Consider the following 17,509-nt stretch of genomic DNA (forward strand, 5'->3'; position numbering starts at 1 on the left):
TGGAATTAACAGTTAGTTCTAGTTAATTTCATGGGATCTTTTAGGCTTAAAAACCAATGTTAATGGTGTCAGTCAGGCATAAAAATAGTAATTGCGCTCTTAGTATTTCATAATGAAAATTAGTTGACCAGGTTGAAGTTTAAGCATGTGAACGCTACGATTGTTAATAGAAGGTTAACTATTTAGCGAGTTCTTATCAATTAGAATTGGAGGGGTTTAGTTGAGAATCAACCACTTATTCATTCTTAAAAGGTGTGCAAAAGGTTGGCGTGTTGGTTTACTAACGGCAGTCGTGGGGGTAACGATTACGATGGGTGCTGGATTAACCGCATTCGCTGATTCAAATTCAACCGTTGTGGGATCCTCAATCAAACAGGATCAGACCATAAGTCCCAGTTCCAAGGTTGATGGAGATCTAGGCTATCAATGGGGAAATTGTTCTTTGAACCTAAACAATGGGTTGCTAACCATTAAGGCAGGTCAATTAACCGGCACGCAACCGGATGGCCTTAAAACGCTATTTTCCGAGGGGAAGATTACAGCAATTCACGTTGAAAAGGGTGTTAAATTGCCTGAAGACTCAACGAACCTTTTTGCGGGGATGACCAGTGTAACAGCGATCACCTTTGAGAAGGGAATTGATACATCAAATGTGACTAATATGACCGCGATGTTTATGAATGATACGGCACTAACTTCATTGAATCTGTCCAGCTTTAACACCAAAAATGTGACTGATATGACTTCGATGTTTATGGGAGATGCCGCATTGAAGTCGTTAAATGTATCCAGCTTTGATACCGAAAATGTTGTTTCGATGAAGGGAATGTTTGCCGGTGCGACTCAATTAGAATCACTTGATTTATCAAGCTTTGACACTCGAAATGCAGTTAAAAATATTGATAATAATGAATCTGGAACTACTTATATGCTGGGAATGGCGGGAGGAGAAATCGACTTTCTTCTTAAGAATCTTTGGAAAATAACGTTAGGGCCTGATACAGTAATTACTGACCCATCTGAAAATGAAAATTTGAAGGTCGCTGGATTGCCGGATGCTCCGGGTACCGCCGCAAATCCGGTGTCATTTACCGATTCGAACTTTCCCGGTGCTATCTTTCAAAATAATGGTTCAAATTGGGTTGAGACTGGAACAAGTGTCGATGGTCATAATCCAACTGGAACTGTTTTAAAAAGTCGTCAGGCATTAAAAGATTATTTAGCTAAGCCTCGTAGTAAAACCGAAACCTTGGTTTGGCAACAAGTTCCCGCTCCCAAGCAAACCATTACGTTGGCATACATTGATCAATCTGGTAATCAAATTGCCAACCCGCAAATATTTAGTGGCTATCCGGGAACAAGCTATAACGTTTCCAACTATCAACTAGTAATTAACGGGTATGCGTTTAATCGAGTGGTCGGGTCTTTAACTGGGACATATTCTAAAGTACCGATGACGATTACTTTTGAATATGTGAATAATCAAATCGGATCAACAATCCCTGCCACACCATTAACACCAGCAATGCCGGTTCCCGATACTTCAACGCCAACTCCCACAACGCCAGGTCAACCAGTTGAGGTCAAATACGCCTTTCCATTTAAAGTTTATGCTAAAACGACGGTTTATAAGTATCGAACGGTCAACTTTAAAAAGTCTCAGCGAATTCGAAAATACGTCAAACAACCGCGTTACAAAGTATCGGTCTTTACAGTTAACAAAGCAATCAAAAATGCGCAAGGCCGTTGGCGTTACAAAGTTGCCGGTGGCTATATTACGACTAATGAGAAAAATATCGGCTTACTGTATTGGCAGTCAGGTAAGTATCGTAAGTTGACAGTCATTAACCCTAAAGGTGTTTATGAATCTCAAAGTCGACTACTTGCCAAACATAATCGAGTTCAACACTTGAAACGAGGAACATCAGTCCGCGTTAAAGCAGTTGTTCATGATGGCATGGCAACTCGGTATGTGTTGAATAATGGACATTATATTACTGGTAATAAGAAGTTTGTTTCGTTGAAGACCTCGTAAGCTGATTTAACTTTGACGATCATTTAGCGAGCTTATATTTATCGTATACAAAGGCTGAATTTACTTGCTTTATTGTGATTCAGTCTTTTTTGAGCGGTGAAAGACTTGAGTAAGAAATCTATGAGCGATAAAAAATCGTAAAGATTATCATATTATACTGAAGCGTGGGGATGGGTATTCTTCAATAGATAAATTATTAACGATCTTGAAACTGTTTGAGTAATAGACGATAAATGGAAAAAATATAAATTCAAAATTTCCTGTTCATTTTTTAGACTATAATTGAATTATGTTTAAATTGTTATCGGAGGAGGGGTTAACTTGACGAGGACTGAGAAGCTACTTCTTGGAATATTATTGGAAACATTTTTAAGCCTGAGCTTTTTCGTAGGTTCGGCAGAGACTGCAATGCCCATTGCTTAACATAAAGGTAGTCCATCATTTTTGCACGGAACTTGAAAGAAAAAATGTAGCGAAATACGCAGCATATAAGGATTAGTTGGTATTATCTACGAACATATTTCACAATTGGTGATAGAAGTACTAATGGGCTGTGTGTGGGATATACTCGTCAGAAGAAATACAAAGATTCAGGATGTGGCTGGTGCTACTTATGATTTGCATTACGAATATTTAGGGAACTGTAATTATGAACTTCTTTTCTCATGTTGGGTTTGAATATACTAATATGAAGTAAGCCACAATAAGAAAATAGCGTATATTCCAAGAGGTGACCGGCATCATTTGTTTTATAAAGTGTCTGACCGCGTTGGCCGCTTTTGATAGGTGTACTTATAATATTTTGTCAGATTAGAAAGTATTTCATTGAAAATAAAACTAGGAAGGGTTAGTTATGAAAATAGTTAGATGGATAATGATTGAAATGATGGTATTGATGGTAGGGATCTCAATAGCCACAATAAAAGAAGAGATTCATCCTCAATCAGTTTATGCTTCAATAAAGAAATTAGGTGGCCACCGGATTGATAAACCGCGTCTACGATTTAAATATTCGACTATCAACGAAAATACACGGTTTGATCCATATAAAGGCATGATCTATTACTATACAAAGCCTGACAAAGTTAAATTTTCTGTGAAAGATTACGTTAACACTGAAAAGCCGGGTAGGTATGTTGTTGTTTACCACGTTAAGGATAAAGCAGGGTATAATTTTACCATTACACATTACATAAGGGTTAGGAAGATTTTTGTTAGGAATATTTATAATCCTAATGCGATCACTTCATCGAGCAACTCGATTTATCATACTTCCCCAATCGGGACAAGTTTTAAGCTTGTTCCTGAATTTAATGTGAAGAATGTTAGTTACAAAGGAATTAAGTGGTCGTCCTCTGATTCAAATGTAGCTTCAGTATCTTCTGATGGGAAGGTGGTACCTAAAAGAGATGGTGTTACCCTTATAATTGTCACGTTTAATAGGCAGTCATTTAGTACTCCTGTGTTGGTCAGTGAGGGAGAACTTAGCAAATTATCGAATTCTGATAATGTATGGAGTCGTGTTAACTATGATAAAGATTTGATCATTAAATATTATGAAACGGGAACATTAAAACAATTACTTAACCAGATATGGATTACCAATGGATCTAAATTTGCCTATGCTAAAAACATATTTGCAAATTATGCACAACAGAATAAAACGGGATTGGATTATAACAATGGTGAACATTTAATTGATGCTAAATACAATGACTCCAATTTAGATGGGATAAGTAAATCATTTTTCAAAAGTGGGGATCAGATTGTCTTGCAAACCCAAGATGAGTTGGGAAAGGGTCATACTTATATTGGCAGTTACAGAACAAATTGATTAACACTAATTTTGCCTGATGTTGTTTAAGTGAATAAAGGCCTGTATAAATCTGTAAGGATAAATTACAACTTATTAATTTAATTAAGTCAAAAAATGGAAGCTCATTGATTATTGGACTTCCATTTTTTGACTGTGGTAAACAGGAACCGGATTCTTCACAGCTGAATAATGACATTGCAATCTTCCTTTCACCCACTTTCATAAATGGATTGACAAAATATTAACAAACAACAATAATAATATTGTACTAATATTTTGATATCTTAGGAGGTTATGAGAAAAGGCGTTAAAACTGTCTTTGACACGTATCAACTGGTCCGTTGAATTTGTTTAGCTGGTCAATCTTTTTTGTATTAATAAGTTATGGGAATACTTTCCGGTTGCATAGAGCGCTACTTTAATGGTTGGTTCTTGTGAGAAATACATATTAGAACATATTTAGGCGTAAATCATGGTTGATATTGGAAAGTTGTTTTTTACAAAGTGGGAATTTATTTAAGAAAATGACATTGGAGGGGTATTCATGGATCAAGCAACTAAATTTTGCCCAAATTGTGGCAGTCAGATGCCGAGGTCGTCAAAATTTTGTCCAAAGTGTGGTTTTAAACAGCCACCTTTGTCGGATGAAAAAGTTCAACCACAGGCAAATGATCGGGGTCAAATCAATCAAAAAGATACTACTGGTGAGGGATTAGCTAGTGATCCTGGTCCAGCTCAAGGAATGTTTACAAGTCAAACTGCGTCTGCTGGCAGTAACCAGAGTCAAGTTACGCCCCAAGACCAGTACAGTCGGGCTAATGCCAACAAAAATCAGCTTGCACCAGGTTTTATTAATTCATTCAAACTTTTACTGAGGGATGCATTTACGATTAATCACCGAATGAGTCGGGCTGATTTTTGGTGGGCAATGCTATCGACTGCGTTGATCTTTACAGTACTTGAAATCCTGATATGTACCATTGCTGTAGATAAGCCGTTGGCACTTTATTCACTTAATGACGATGTTCAACGGCCAATCTTATTTGGCATTATTCTTGTTAGTTCAGCAATTTTTTCGCTTTTATGGGTTGCATGTTTTACAGCTAATATCAGACGACTTCATGATACCAATCGGAGCGGTTGGAATTACTGCTGGTCTTTTTTCCCGATTGCGGGTGGGGTTATTTTGCTGGTATTCCTATGCTCAAAGGGGACTTCAATGAATAGGTTTCCAATGTCGAGTTCAAATATTCTTTGGGTAAAAAAGTGGTATTCTTGGCCGATATTGGTGGTTTTATTTCTTTGGACCGGCGTTTCCCTAAGCACGGCAAATCAGCGTTTAATTCGAAGCGAGTATGGTACGTCAACCAATTACGCTTTTGGGTTTACAGGTTCCCAAGCTGCACGTGATATAGAGCAAAAGGTTACTGATGAGGATTCTGATGACTATGATAGTCCTAGTGTCCGGTGGGATAATAGTCGTGGTGAGACGGCAATCCATTTAAGCGGTAATTCGCGTGTAATGCAAGGCCTAAATGATTCTGAAGTCGCTATTTGGAAGTCATTGGTTAGAAGTGCGACGAATGAATCAGCATGGTTAGCAAAGAATAAAGGGAAACGCTATAGTAGAATTGTTGTTCCCAATCCTGATGACTCAGACCGAATTTTTTTGGATGTCTATAATGGACAAGTTGAATACAATACTAGCGATGATATGTAAGAGATCACAGATAGGAGGATGAAAATTGGTTGATCAAAATTTTAAATTTTGTATTAATTGTGGTTCCCAAATTTCAATTTCTGATAATTTTTGTCCAAATTGTGGCAGTAAGCAACCTGCTAAACAACTTACCAAGCAGCCTCAGTCAGTACCTGAATCAATTCCTGTAGAAAGGGCTAGTGGGCTAGATTCGGATTTTAATTATGCTCGAATTATGGTCTATCGTCGTAAACTTGGATTTATTGGACGGCCTAGCGCTATTCTTTATGTTCAAAACAAACATTTCTATAATCCAATCGAAAGGATTGCTGAAATTTTGGCAGGCGTGAGCTTTATCGTTTGTTTTGAACAAAATGGGTTGCTGTTTTTAGCGGTTTCTGTTAAGGGTCTGTTTTCTGGAAAAAATCGTTTTATAAAGAATGAGTGCATTCAAGAATTCTCAGTCCGGACCGGCCTTTTAGAGAATACAGTTTCCATTAAAATAAATGATACACTTGTTAAGTTTTCGACACCAAAGTTGTTAGTTGGACATTCCTGGCAAGCCCAAGGATTTCGACATTTGAAACAAAAGAACAAAAATAGTTACTAATTGGGGAGAAAAATAGATTTATGGAAAATAAAACCATCTATTGTCCAAATTGCGGCAGCAAAATTGCTGCCAGTTCGGTATTTTGTCCTAAATGCGGTCAAAAAATTAACGTCACGGTGTCAAATCAGACCGCGCCAAATCCAGCTGGAAGTTCCCAGCCGGCAAATCATGCCAACAATGGCAATCAATATACAAACCAACAGCAACCTCAATATTCGCAACCGACATCTTCTCAGAACTCAAATGCAACCAGTGCTGGAAACGATCGGAATACCAACTTATATTTAACGTTTGGTTGGATTTGCGCGGTGATTTCGCTATTTTTATTTCCAATTATTTTTGGTGCCGGTGGTGTTGTTTTTGGCGTTTTACTGACCAAAAACGAGCAGTCCAGGAATAAAGGTACAATTTTAATTGTGATGTCGGTTGCAATTGGGATTACCGGATTTCTGCTTGGGGCTGCGCTAAATAGTTAGTTACTCATTTGAGTTTTTAATCGGTCTGAGTATTTTTACAAATTGCATCCCCACGTTGGACGTTGTATGATGTAAGTGAGATTTAAATTGTGCACAATTTAAATCAACCAACAATGATACTTGGAGGGATTCAATTGAAACTAACAATTAAAGATACTGCCAAAACCTATTTGGCTAACCGAATCGATACCACCAAGAACTTATTTTTGGCAACTGACGATGGCTCTAATAAATATTCCAAAGTCGGCGGTAGTTGCGCGATTGGTGATAAATTCCAAATTGTTGCAACCAGCAAACAAGATAATGATTATCGAATCCCAGTAGATAATAACCAAGGCCTTCATTTATTCACATCTGTTGGCGAGCGAACGTTTTTGGGCTCAGGTCTGACACTTGATTTTTCACATAATGCATTGGTCCTTAAAGATGACAGCGGCATTCTCGATGGGGCCGTCTCTGTCCAAGATGCTGATCAAGTCCTTAATCAGACTGATGCAGAACAAACGGCGGAACAGAAGGCACTTAGTCAACAAATTTGCTAGAATAAAATCGTTCAAAAAGAGCAAGTTTCTGATTCACGACCAACCAGGTGGTGAGTTGGAAACTTTTTTTGTTTATCTTGTTCGAAGTCGGCGAATGTCCCTTGTTTGGTGATACAATGTAGCCAACAAAGATTCGTAATGGTTTTATTACTAATGATACCAAAATAAATATTAATGGCGGGGGATCGACAAACTGTCGGTTCTCTTTTCATTTATCAAAGGAGAATTGTGTATGATCCATATTGTGACTGACTCAACTGCCCAACTGACAAGCGAAGAAATCAAAGCGCATCAAATTACTGTTGTCCCATTGACGGTGACACTTGAAGGGCAGCACTACCGGGACCGGATTGATATTAGTCGAGATGAATTTTCGCGACGTTTAAAGGAAGATCAAGAGTTTCCCAAGACCAGTCAGCCATCGATGGGTCAGTTTATTGAAACTTACCGGCGGCTTGCGAACCCTGGCGATCAAATTATCTCGATTCACATTGGATCGGTCTTAAGCGGCACTGTTCAAACGGCTCAAATGGCGGCCAAACAAGTATCAGCACCGATTGAGGTTGTCGACAGTGGGCTGACTGACCGGGGATTGGGTTTCGCGGTTCTAAAAGCTGCCGAGTTAATCAAGACTCAGTCGGACTTAAAGACTATCGTTGCGGCCTTAACTGCCTACCTTGCGAAAATTACATTAACTTGTTTTGTGAATAGCTTAGATTATTTGGTAAAGGGCGGCCGGGCTAATCGAGCAGTTGGCTTTGTTTCGACGTTGATCAAATTAAAGCTGGAATTAGGGATGCCGGCCGGTAAATTAAAAGTCATTCACAAAGCACGCGGCGAAAAAGGGATGCAAAAAATGGTTACCCAAGTTGTGAACCAAATTATTAATGACCATCAGATTACTCGAGTGGGGCTTTCCTACGTTGATAGTCACGTGGATACGGATCGAATTGCGGCTGAACTTAAACAGGCGCGGCCGGATTTAGAAATTATGAACGAGTTGACCAGCCCGACGATTATGACTCACGTTGGTCCTAAAGGCTTTGCGGTGATCTTTGTTTAAAAATTTGAGTTGTGAAACCTTTTCAATATCAAATCAAAATTTGCAGATCGGAAACTGGCAATTTTAGATTCAAACTCATTAAAATAGGATCAGTTAGCAAAATTAGGAGGAATGAGTTGTAATGGTGTTTACTAAAGACATGCGTGATATGATCGAGGATCAGCTACCTTTTTTGGCAACGACCAGTAAGGCTGGCCTTCCTCAAATCGGCCCTGAGGGAACTCTCCGGGTATTAAAAGATGGTCAATTGGTTTATTACGAGCATACGTTTCGGCACGCTTACCACAATATGAAGGAAACGGGCTTAGCAGCGGTTGCAGTTGCCAACCGAACGGTAGAAAGTGGCTTTCGCTTTGAGGGTTCTGCCGAAATTCACGAAGGTGATCCTTTGGCTGAAGAGGTTCTGGCGCCGACCACAATCCGTGAACGATTTCCCAGAGTGGTGGTCGTCGTCATTAACGTTGAGCGAATCTATCGACTGAATAACGACTTAGATGCCGGAACTCGATTATTTTAGTTGATTAGTGAGATATCTGCGGCACTGAGTAACGCTCATTTTCGTTGGTTAGAATGCTTTTTACCCATTTAATTTTCTGGTTGTTAAAATTAGCAGTTCGCAAATTGGCAATTTCTCATTCATGCTGGTTAGAATAAAATAATCAGACTTAACAAGGAGGAATTCAAATGGCAGTGTTAACTAAAGAAATGCAAGATATGGTAAATAATCAATTACCGTTTTTAGCGACAACTAATGAAGCAGGTTTGCCTCAAGTTGGTCCCAAAGGTTCGTTGCATGTCTTAGACGAAACTCATTTGATTTATTTTGAGCACACTTTTCGCCATGCTTATCACAATTTAAAGCGAAATGGTTCGGCTGCCGTGGCAGTTGCGGATCGGCCGGCACAAAAGGGTTTTCGCTTTGAAGGTTCGGTGCAAATTCACGAAGATGATGCGTTTGCTAAGAAAATTTTAGATCCAACCAAGATTTATGAAAAATTCCCAAGAGCAGCCGTTGTTGTAATTGACGTTGAACGGATTTATAAATTGGATAATAATTTGGAAGCCGGAACACAGATTGCCTAATGGGGTTTTCCGGTTATGAAAAAATGGGGCTGGGACAAAAGTAATTTTGTCCCAGCCCCTATTTGTGTAATCACGATTATTACCGAGTCGAAACGTGAGATAAAAGGCAACTTCCTGCCGTACAACCGAATTATCCAAATATTCAAGTCCGGAATATTCGGATAATCCAGTTGTACTCTGGAAGTTAACGCCTTTTGTTTCACTCTGATTTTTATTTTAAAAAGCGAAATGGACTTTCGTGGTTAAATCAATTAACTCAGATCGCAATTTAAGTCTCAGAGTTATTTGAATGGTTAAACTTTGGTATCCCAAGGCAATTTAAAGCAATCCCCTTATATGGAATTAGTTGGTAAAATCACCACCGGTGACGCCATAGCTTTGACCGGTGACATAACTGGCCTTATCAGAGGCGAGGAATACATAAACCGGTGCTAATTCAATGGGTTGACCAGCACGTTTGAGGGGTTTGGATTGCCCGAACTTGGGAATGCTTGCTTGAGGTTGTCCGCCAACCACTTGTAATGGCGTCCAAATTGGCCCTGGTGCGACCGTATTAACCCGAATACCCTTATCGGCCAGCTGTCTCGACAGTGCTTGGGTCAGTGTCCGAATCGCACCTTTGGTTGTCGCATAATCCAGTAAATACGGTGATGGGTTGTAGGCCTGGATTGAAGTCGTGGTAATAATTGAAGCTCCTGGTTTAAGGTATTTCATAGCGGCTTTGACCATCCAAAAAATGGGATAAACATTAGTTTCAAAGGTTTCCTTGATTTGCTTTGTTGATAGCTTGGTAATGTCACCAGCTGCCTGTTGTTTACCAGCAATCAAGGCTAAAATATCCAGACCGCCAAGTTCGTCAGCGGCCTGATCAACCAGTTTCTGATTGAAAGCTTCGGATTTAAGATCGCCCGCAATTAGGACGACTTTTTGCCCAGCTTTTTCAATCAGGGTTTTAACCTCTTGGGCGTCTGATTCCTCTTCAGGCAAATAATTAATTGCGACATCAGCACCTTCACGAGCGTAGGCGATAGCAGTTGCCCGACCAATTCCTGAATCACCGCCCGTTATTAATGCCTTGCGACCCTTTAATTGGCCGGAACCTTGGTAGGAATCTTCACCAGCGTCCGGTTTGGGATCTAATTTGGATTCCAAACCCGGTTCTGGCTGAGATTGATTTGGATAATCTTGGTTAAAATATTTAGTTAATGGATTGATTAGTGACTCATCACTCATTCGTTAAAACCTCCTATCATCTTTTAGTAGCATCGTTGATCATTGAGTTAACTGAGAAAGTAACTTTTAAGAGATGACATATCATCATATCCTGTTATGATCCGGAATGTTAATTCAGCTGCAACACCCCTAAATATGATGATTGCAAATTAGTATATTGCAAAAACCGATAGATAGTCAACTTTTTTGATTGCTAATACGGCATTATTTAAATCGATTAGTAAATCATTGACCACATATAAGTTTAATGCTTGACATATAAAGATTACTGTAATAGCATGATAATCAATAAAATGTTACGTGACTATGAATTAATGGTTCAACACCGCAATGACCTTTTTAAGGAAAGGAAGTATGTTTATGCTGAGTTTGTTGATTACACCAAGCAGTACTTCTAGTCGCAAAGCCCGAAAATGGCTAGTTGATCATGATATTCCATTTAATGAGCGAAACATGGCCCGACATCCGTTGAATGGTGATGAGATCAAGGAGTTACTCTCTTTGACGGAAAATGGTTGCTGGGATTTGGTTTCCAGACAATCTGAGACGTTTAAAAGATTGAATGTGGGGATTGAGAAATTACACTTATCACAGTTTATCGAGCTATTGGTGGCACATCCCCAAATCTTAAAACGACCAATTCTAGTTGATCATGAGAAGCTTCAGATTGGCTTTAATGAAGATGAGATTCGCAGCTTTTTGCCAAGGGAATTGCGTAAGGATGAATTTAAGACTTTGTTGGCAAAAACGTGCTGATTAATTGAACATAAACCGAGCGCTTCAACTTACGAATAAGGAGGAATGACCGATGGGATTTATTTGGGCATTAATTGTTGGTGCCATAATTGGTGCGTTAGCTGGTGCAATTACCAACAATGGGCAGTCAATGGGTTGGATCGCCAATATTGTCGCAGGGTTAGTCGGTTCCGCAATTGGTCAGGGACTTTTAGGGTCATGGGGACCGAGTCTAGCTGGGATGGCGATTATTCCCTCGTTGATTGGTGCGATTATTCTAGTCTTAGTTGTGTCATGGTTCGTCAGGAAAGGAAATCGGTGATCTCATAATGGATGCGTTAAAAAGTGTATTTAAATTTATGGTTGCCAGTACGTTGATTGTTGGTGGTGTGTTACTTGGCGGCACGGTGTTTGCGGCTAAAAAGATTGATTCCTTTGGTGATAAATTACAGGGAAAGATTCATCGATAAATGATATCTGCGAGGTTTAATCGAAATGTCAATCCGTAGATGTTCAGTAGAGATTTGAAATAAGAAACGAGATATCATGAAATTAAAAGTGGGTCCTTGTTTTGCTGCTAATCATTTTGGTTAGTAACACGCAAGGACCCTTTTGAAATCCGAGTAAGGATAGTTAGTGGACCGGGTCATAAATCGCAAATGCACTTTATAAATCATCATATCGGGGCAACTAAATATAACTTAATCGATATAAAAAGTCTAAATAATTTGCTGATTTAAGTACCTCTGTTACACTGTAAGTAGATTCAATGAAGCGCTTTAATTCAGAATGTCAAGTTGAATTTAATAGTATGTTTGTTGTTATGAAAATTGGTTAAATAGGGGATGACATTGTAGAAATTAGCGTGATTGATTAGATTTAGGGGGAATTAAAAATGAACACAAAACTTTTTGGGAAAAAATGGCGATTTATCAAGCTGATATTGGTAGCAGTTACTTTTCTGTTGTTTACGGCTGTTATGGGGCGACAGGTGTCAGCTGATGATACTCCGGCGATGTATACTTATACCGGTCCTAATAGCCCACAAGGCGTTTTGAGTGATAAGGGAATTGAATTTAATACTCAGTTGATTGTTAACGGGCAGTCAGGACCGTATCCTCGGCTTATCGGTACTAATCAATCGAGTAATGCGATTATTGATGCAACTCGAGTGAATTCGATTAGTCAGGAGGTTACTATTAAAAATACGACTAGTGAAGCCGTAAAAATTGGAAGTTATGAAGTCTTCTTACCAAGATGGATGAATCCAAACTCTCCGGTTGTTGCAACTGATCAGTATTCTTCAACAACCCAAAACGGACTAACCACTCGATGGTTTTCGTATGTTGATGATCATAATTCTGATCCTACTGCTTTGAGGGCATTTAATATTACTGGAACTTTACCAGCTTATCAAGAGTACAAATTGATCATTCCAATGAAGATTCAAGATCCGGACTCCGTTAAGGTAAATGATACTTTTAATATTGGAAACTTCTTTTATGACCCTTACAAAGAATTTTATAGTTATTATCGATTTGGCAAATTAATGACCGACAATGATGGTAACAGTCCACTGGATAGTACGGGCAGATACCTTGCCACAACCAGGAATGCAAACGGCACGTACAATATGTTGCCGAATGATATTCAGCAACATATGCCAAAGATGAATGCTAATCATGAAATAAGGATTAACAACTTTCCAAGTGGCAGTAACGAAGTTGATTTTCAAAATGCGACTGTAAATAATAATACGCCATACTATACAGGTGCTTTGTATTTCATTCAACTTGATGCGATTAAGGATTCGGTTCGAAACGTTGGTTACTCAGTTGCGGTTAAACAGGGCACTAACCCAAGTCAGTTAATGGACTACTATACCTATAATACGATCCCAGGTGCAACGATTATTGACCCAGAGACCGGAAAGCCCGTTAGTCCTGGACAAATAGATGGGGTTGGCACGCTTTATATCGAGCTGCGTAAGGTCGTTGATGCCCATGATTCAACAATCAGCCAAGGAAGTGCTTGGAAGCCTGCTGATAATGCAACGATTCTTGATCATAACGGTAAGCCGGTTGATTTAGCTTCTAAGGATGTTACGGTAACCGGAAAGGTGAATTCATCTGTACCTGGTCAATATCAGATTACGTATAAGTGTGGTCCAGACAATGTTTCAAAGACAATTACAGTCACGGTTAAAGGTGGTAACACTTCCGGTGGTGGTAGTACGAGTGGTAATAATAATTCAAATCAAACGACCAATCCTGGCGAGACCACTGATACCAATGGTAGTACCAGTGTGACACCAGAGGTCGGTAACGGCCAGGTAGCCGTCAAAGGTGAATCGGTTTATGCCACGAAGAAAATTGGATTATATAAGAAGGCTGATTTTAAGCGTGATAATCGAGTTAAGTGGTACTCAAAGGCTAAGCGGATTAACCGTCCTCAGTTCATTGTTAAGGGATACCAGCGGGACAATGCAGGTAAACTGAGATATCGCGTTCAACAATATAATCCGTATACCCGTAAATACGTAAAGGGAACCAAAGGATATATCACAGCGAGCGCTAAATATGTCATTCCTGTTTATTACCGCTCAACTCCTAAGAGCAACAAGGTAACGGTTATCAATCGTAAGGGGCTTAATTCTTATCGGAAGACTTCTTTAACACAAAAGGTAACCCATTTTAAAAAAGGTGCTTTATTAAAGGTTAAAAAAGTGATCAAATATAAATTAGCGACCCGTTATCAGTTGACTAACGGCCACTATATCACAGCCAACAAGAAGTTTGTCATTCAGAAATAGGCTGTTAGAAAGTCAAGTTTTGACAGGCCAATTACCATTTTGGGAATGGCGATCAGTGTAAAAAATATACCAAGCGTTTTGAGGAGCAACTATCACCTTGAAAATGCCCGGTATATTTTTTATTGGGTTGCTAAATGATTTTTGAATGAACAGTTGGCTAGAAAATATGGTTTCGGATGTAATTGAATATTAAATAGAATTACAATTTCTGAAAATTAAAGCATATTAAATATTTAATTGCATAATATGACGTTTTTGCATTAGTGTTAGTTACTCGTATCTTAACGATATTGGTTCGAACTTTTTACTTTGAGAGAATAATTTTGTAAAATCCCCAAATGACCTATTGCCATTTTTGAACTTTTAATCTATCCTTGATTTGCAGCAAATTAACAAGACGGTACCGGATCAGGCAATGACCGGTATAATCAAAGGAAGGGACTGTCAAGTTATGAACTTGTTGACGATTTTAGTTTTCTGCGTGTTAGGTATTTTGATTGGATTAGCCATCGAGGGCTACACTTATTGGGAGCTGGGTCACAGCGCCAGATCAAGGCCAAGCCGAATCGGTAACCATATTCATCCATAGTAAATAATAAAATAAAATGATGAATGATTGAAGGGTGGCTGGGACAACAATCGTTTCGACTAGTCGCTGTTAGTTTAAATACGATTGTTACCGAGCGAAAATGCGGGATAAAAGGCAATTTTCAGCCATCAGGGCAATGCCAATTTCGTTGATGGCCGCTGATAATCCCCGGCTGCTCAATGAATGAACTGGTTTTTAAATCGGTTTTAGACAAAGAAGATTTTTCAGAAGTAAGTCGATTTATGGAACAATATCCTGATGATCCATTTTGGAATGAAAAGAAAAATAATTGAACAACCAATAATAGCCGCCTTATTAATTAATTTTAAGCTCCTTAATTCAGAGCTCATTTAAAATTAGTTGATAAGGCGTTTTTATATTTTAATCAATAAACCAATTATGTTCTCGTTCGTCTGGAATATTGATCAATGTTTCCTAAATCAATTAGTGTAATGTACTAATCTTGCAATAGATCAACTAATTTTTTAAGTGTTTGTGCCTCTTAGCTGTTTCCCGGAAGATTTTCTAAATTGCCTTGAACAGTGTCAATTAATTCCCATAGATATTGGACGTATCCATATTTTAAACCATTGATTTTTTATGGATCGATTTGCGTTTTGCTTCAAATCGCTTACCATGGCTTGTTTAAGTTCTTCGGTATTGCTAATTTTCTTTGCAAATAGTTTATCAACTTTTCAAGAAAAGTATGACACGGCCAACACTCAGATAAAATAGTTCTTTTTTATACGGGAAAATACAAAGGAATGTTTTAAGTTAACATACTTTGTTCCATGTTTTCAAAGGATCTTTTTGCAGATTATCTTTATGTGATTAAATATGGCAAGATGGTGAGCACTGGTATTGCCAAAAAACTGTTAGCGATGTTTATAAAATATTGGAGAAACATTCATATTGTCATTGACACACTATTGAAAATAGAGCCTATTTTTGTTACGAGATAATCACCTCTGAAATAATTTGCATAATAAGGGATTTGGTAGAAAATTTATTTTTTAAATTCTTATCATTTGCAACGGACTAAAGGAATTGTTATTATGTAGTCCAATCATGTTCAAATGAACATGTTTTGGGATAAGGAGGAAGAGTTTTTGAATAACCAGTCTGAGATGCTTTTATCGGTTATTAATCGGTTGGTTCGGAATCAGATAACGCATTTATTATCATCTGTAGATCTATCGGATAATAACTTCATGCTCATTGTAAAAATTCATGATAATCCAGGTCTTTCACAGAAAATGCTAGTTCACCAGATTTACAGAAATCATAGTATTATTACTAAACAATTGGCAAAATTAAAGAAATTAAAATTTGTAGATGTGGTAGTGAATCCTAAAAATAAGCGAGAAAAGCAAATATTTTTAACAAATAAGGGAGAAAGTGCTTATTTGGAAATTGTGAGAGTGAGCCCAATTGTTAATAAATGGATAGTCGAGGGGCTTACTGAAAATGAAGCAGCTCAATTTACCAAGTTACTAAAAAAAATATTTGAAAACAAAAAAGATATGATAGATCGATTTTTACTTGATTAACCGGGAAAAAAGGAGATAAATATGAAGAAAATTCAATATGATCATTATGGTGATAATTCAGTTTTAGCAATGGTTGAATCGCCAAAACCACAACCGCAACAGCATGAGATTTTGATAAGAACTAAGTCTGTTAGCATTAATCCATTGGATTGGAAAATTCGCAACGGTGCAATGGAACAGGTGGTACCGATGAAGTTCCCTGTAACTCCGGGAATGGATATTTCTGGCATTGTAGAAGCAGTCGGCCCTGAGGTAAAGACAATTAAGCCAGGCGATCGTGTCATTTCGTTTGTTGAATCCTTTGCTGGAACATATAGTGAGTATGCAATTACTCAGGATAGTTGGACTGCTGTATTACCAAACAAGGTTAGCTTTTCGGAAGGAGCAGCTATACCTGTTACGGGTTTAACCGCGTGGGAAGCAATAGTGGATTCTTTGAATATTATTAAGGGCTAACGCTTATTAATTCAAGGAGGAGCAGGGTCTGTGGGAACATTTGCTATTCAGTTTGCTAAAAAATTAGGAGCCGAAGTTTATGTTACTGCTAGTCCAAACCATAAAGAGTTTTTAAAAGACGTTGGGGCAGATGGCGTGATTGACTATCATCAATCACATGCATTTGACAATTTTAAAAAGGTTGATGCTCTTTTAGATTTGATCGGTGGGAGGGTTCTAAGTCAAAGTTATCAGCTAGTAAAAGAAGGCGGGAGACTACTTACTACTAATGGTATGCCCGATCAAAAGATGGCGGATAAATATGGGATTATTGCCATGTTTAGTAATCTAAGAGTTGAAAATGAAATACTAGCAAAAATTGCTAACTATGTTGCAGTAGGTCAGATAAAAACTTTTGTTACAAAGCAATTTAACTTTACCTTAGAGCAAGTTAAACAAGCACTAGCTTTAAGCGAACAAGGACATGTTTCGGGGAAAATCGTCATAAATTTTTAAACTAGTGTTGGAAATAGAAAGTAGACCGAGAATTGTGTTTACAAAGTAAATTAAATTCTGGCTTTTATCATTCGCTTAAAAAGTACTCTATCTCTGTAGTAGAGTGCTTTTTGTGTTTGACTAATGGTATTGGAGAGTTAGTTGGGGGAACATTCTTCCGAAGAAGGGGGGGAATCTTTGTTGCCTGGGCAGTCCTACTATTTGGAACTGCTGCGTTAGTAGTCTTAATGCAGGCAATAAAAAAGAACCGTTGGGGGTATGGATCAGGTTTAGATCAAGTTCTGCGATTCTCTCTTAGGCCGGTAGGAGCATTGC

At 38.4% G+C, this 17,509-nt stretch carries 17 protein-coding genes; 16 read left to right on the forward strand and 1 reads right to left on the reverse strand.

Going from position 1 to position 17,509, the window contains the following annotated elements:
• The first annotated feature begins 220 nt into the window (after positions 1-220).
• The 9 genes from FC85_RS02860 (at position 221) to FC85_RS02900 (ending at position 9,324) form a co-directional block, all read left to right on the forward strand.
• On the forward strand, positions 221-2,035 hold the full coding sequence (locus FC85_RS02860) for a DUF5776 domain-containing protein (RefSeq protein WP_057864053.1): 1,815 nt from the start codon (positions 221-223) through the stop codon (positions 2,033-2,035).
• Between the two features lie 853 nt (positions 2,036-2,888).
• Positions 2,889-3,869 carry an Ig-like domain-containing protein gene (locus tag FC85_RS02865; RefSeq protein ID WP_057864054.1) on the forward strand — a complete coding sequence of 327 codons (981 nt, stop codon included), beginning with the start codon at positions 2,889-2,891 and terminating at the stop codon, positions 3,867-3,869.
• Positions 3,870-4,395: 526 nt separating this feature from the next.
• Positions 4,396-5,571, forward strand: a complete 1,176-nt coding sequence (locus tag FC85_RS02870) for a DUF805 domain-containing protein (RefSeq protein WP_057864055.1) — start codon at positions 4,396-4,398, stop codon at positions 5,569-5,571.
• Between the two features lie 25 nt (positions 5,572-5,596).
• Positions 5,597-6,160 (forward strand): zinc ribbon domain-containing protein, encoded by a 564-nt coding sequence (locus tag FC85_RS02875; protein WP_057864056.1) that lies wholly within the window; start codon positions 5,597-5,599, stop codon positions 6,158-6,160.
• A 20-nt stretch (positions 6,161-6,180) separates the two neighbouring features.
• Positions 6,181-6,636, forward strand: a complete 456-nt coding sequence (locus FC85_RS02880) for a zinc ribbon domain-containing protein (protein ID WP_057864057.1) — start codon at positions 6,181-6,183, stop codon at positions 6,634-6,636.
• 134 nt (positions 6,637-6,770) lie between these two features.
• Complete coding sequence (locus FC85_RS02885; protein ID WP_057864058.1) at positions 6,771-7,178, forward strand: iron-sulfur cluster biosynthesis family protein; 408 nt, start codon at positions 6,771-6,773, stop codon at positions 7,176-7,178.
• A 232-nt stretch (positions 7,179-7,410) separates the two neighbouring features.
• The gene (locus FC85_RS02890) at positions 7,411-8,241 is read left to right on the forward strand and encodes a DegV family protein (RefSeq protein WP_057864059.1); all 831 of its coding nucleotides are present in this window, start codon (positions 7,411-7,413) and stop codon (positions 8,239-8,241) included.
• A gap of 121 nt (positions 8,242-8,362) precedes the next feature.
• Complete coding sequence (locus FC85_RS02895) at positions 8,363-8,758, forward strand: pyridoxamine 5'-phosphate oxidase family protein (RefSeq protein WP_057864060.1); 396 nt, start codon at positions 8,363-8,365, stop codon at positions 8,756-8,758.
• 167 nt (positions 8,759-8,925) lie between these two features.
• Entirely contained in the window at positions 8,926-9,324 is a 399-nt protein-coding gene (locus tag FC85_RS02900) for a pyridoxamine 5'-phosphate oxidase family protein (protein WP_057864061.1), read from the forward strand.
• Between the two features lie 342 nt (positions 9,325-9,666).
• Here the strand turns inward: FC85_RS02900 and FC85_RS02905 are convergent, their stop codons facing one another.
• On the reverse strand, positions 9,667-10,557 hold the full coding sequence (locus FC85_RS02905) for an SDR family oxidoreductase (protein ID WP_057864062.1): 891 nt from the start codon (positions 10,555-10,557) through the stop codon (positions 9,667-9,669).
• A gap of 360 nt (positions 10,558-10,917) precedes the next feature.
• On the opposite strand from FC85_RS02905, the gene spx reads away from it, so the two are divergent.
• The 7 genes from spx to FC85_RS02940 all read left to right on the forward strand — a co-directional run bounded on the left by spx (position 10,918) and on the right by FC85_RS02940 (position 17,194).
• Complete coding sequence (gene spx, locus FC85_RS02910; protein ID WP_057864063.1) at positions 10,918-11,313, forward strand: transcriptional regulator Spx; 396 nt, start codon at positions 10,918-10,920, stop codon at positions 11,311-11,313.
• Positions 11,314-11,365: 52 nt separating this feature from the next.
• Complete coding sequence (locus tag FC85_RS02915; protein WP_057864064.1) at positions 11,366-11,614, forward strand: GlsB/YeaQ/YmgE family stress response membrane protein; 249 nt, start codon at positions 11,366-11,368, stop codon at positions 11,612-11,614.
• A 7-nt stretch (positions 11,615-11,621) separates the two neighbouring features.
• Positions 11,622-11,762 (forward strand): hypothetical protein, encoded by a 141-nt coding sequence (locus tag FC85_RS15860; protein WP_147008610.1) that lies wholly within the window; start codon positions 11,622-11,624, stop codon positions 11,760-11,762.
• 425 nt (positions 11,763-12,187) lie between these two features.
• Entirely contained in the window at positions 12,188-14,104 is a 1,917-nt protein-coding gene (locus FC85_RS15950) for a DUF5776 domain-containing protein (RefSeq protein WP_186825093.1), read from the forward strand.
• A gap of 1,698 nt (positions 14,105-15,802) precedes the next feature.
• Entirely contained in the window at positions 15,803-16,243 is a 441-nt protein-coding gene (locus FC85_RS02930) for a MarR family winged helix-turn-helix transcriptional regulator (RefSeq protein ID WP_057864066.1), read from the forward strand.
• Positions 16,244-16,264: 21 nt separating this feature from the next.
• Positions 16,265-16,699: an alcohol dehydrogenase catalytic domain-containing protein gene (locus FC85_RS02935; RefSeq protein ID WP_057864067.1), complete on the forward strand. Its 435-nt coding sequence runs from the start codon at positions 16,265-16,267 to the stop codon at positions 16,697-16,699.
• A 30-nt stretch (positions 16,700-16,729) separates the two neighbouring features.
• A complete protein-coding gene (locus FC85_RS02940) occupies positions 16,730-17,194 on the forward strand; it encodes a zinc-binding dehydrogenase (RefSeq protein WP_057864068.1) in 465 nt (154 codons plus the stop codon).
• Positions 17,195-17,509: the final 315 nt, after the last annotated feature.

The sequence above is a fragment of the Lentilactobacillus diolivorans DSM 14421 genome, from assembly GCF_001434255.1.
Classification (GTDB): Bacteria; Bacillota; Bacilli; order Lactobacillales; family Lactobacillaceae; genus Lentilactobacillus; species Lentilactobacillus diolivorans.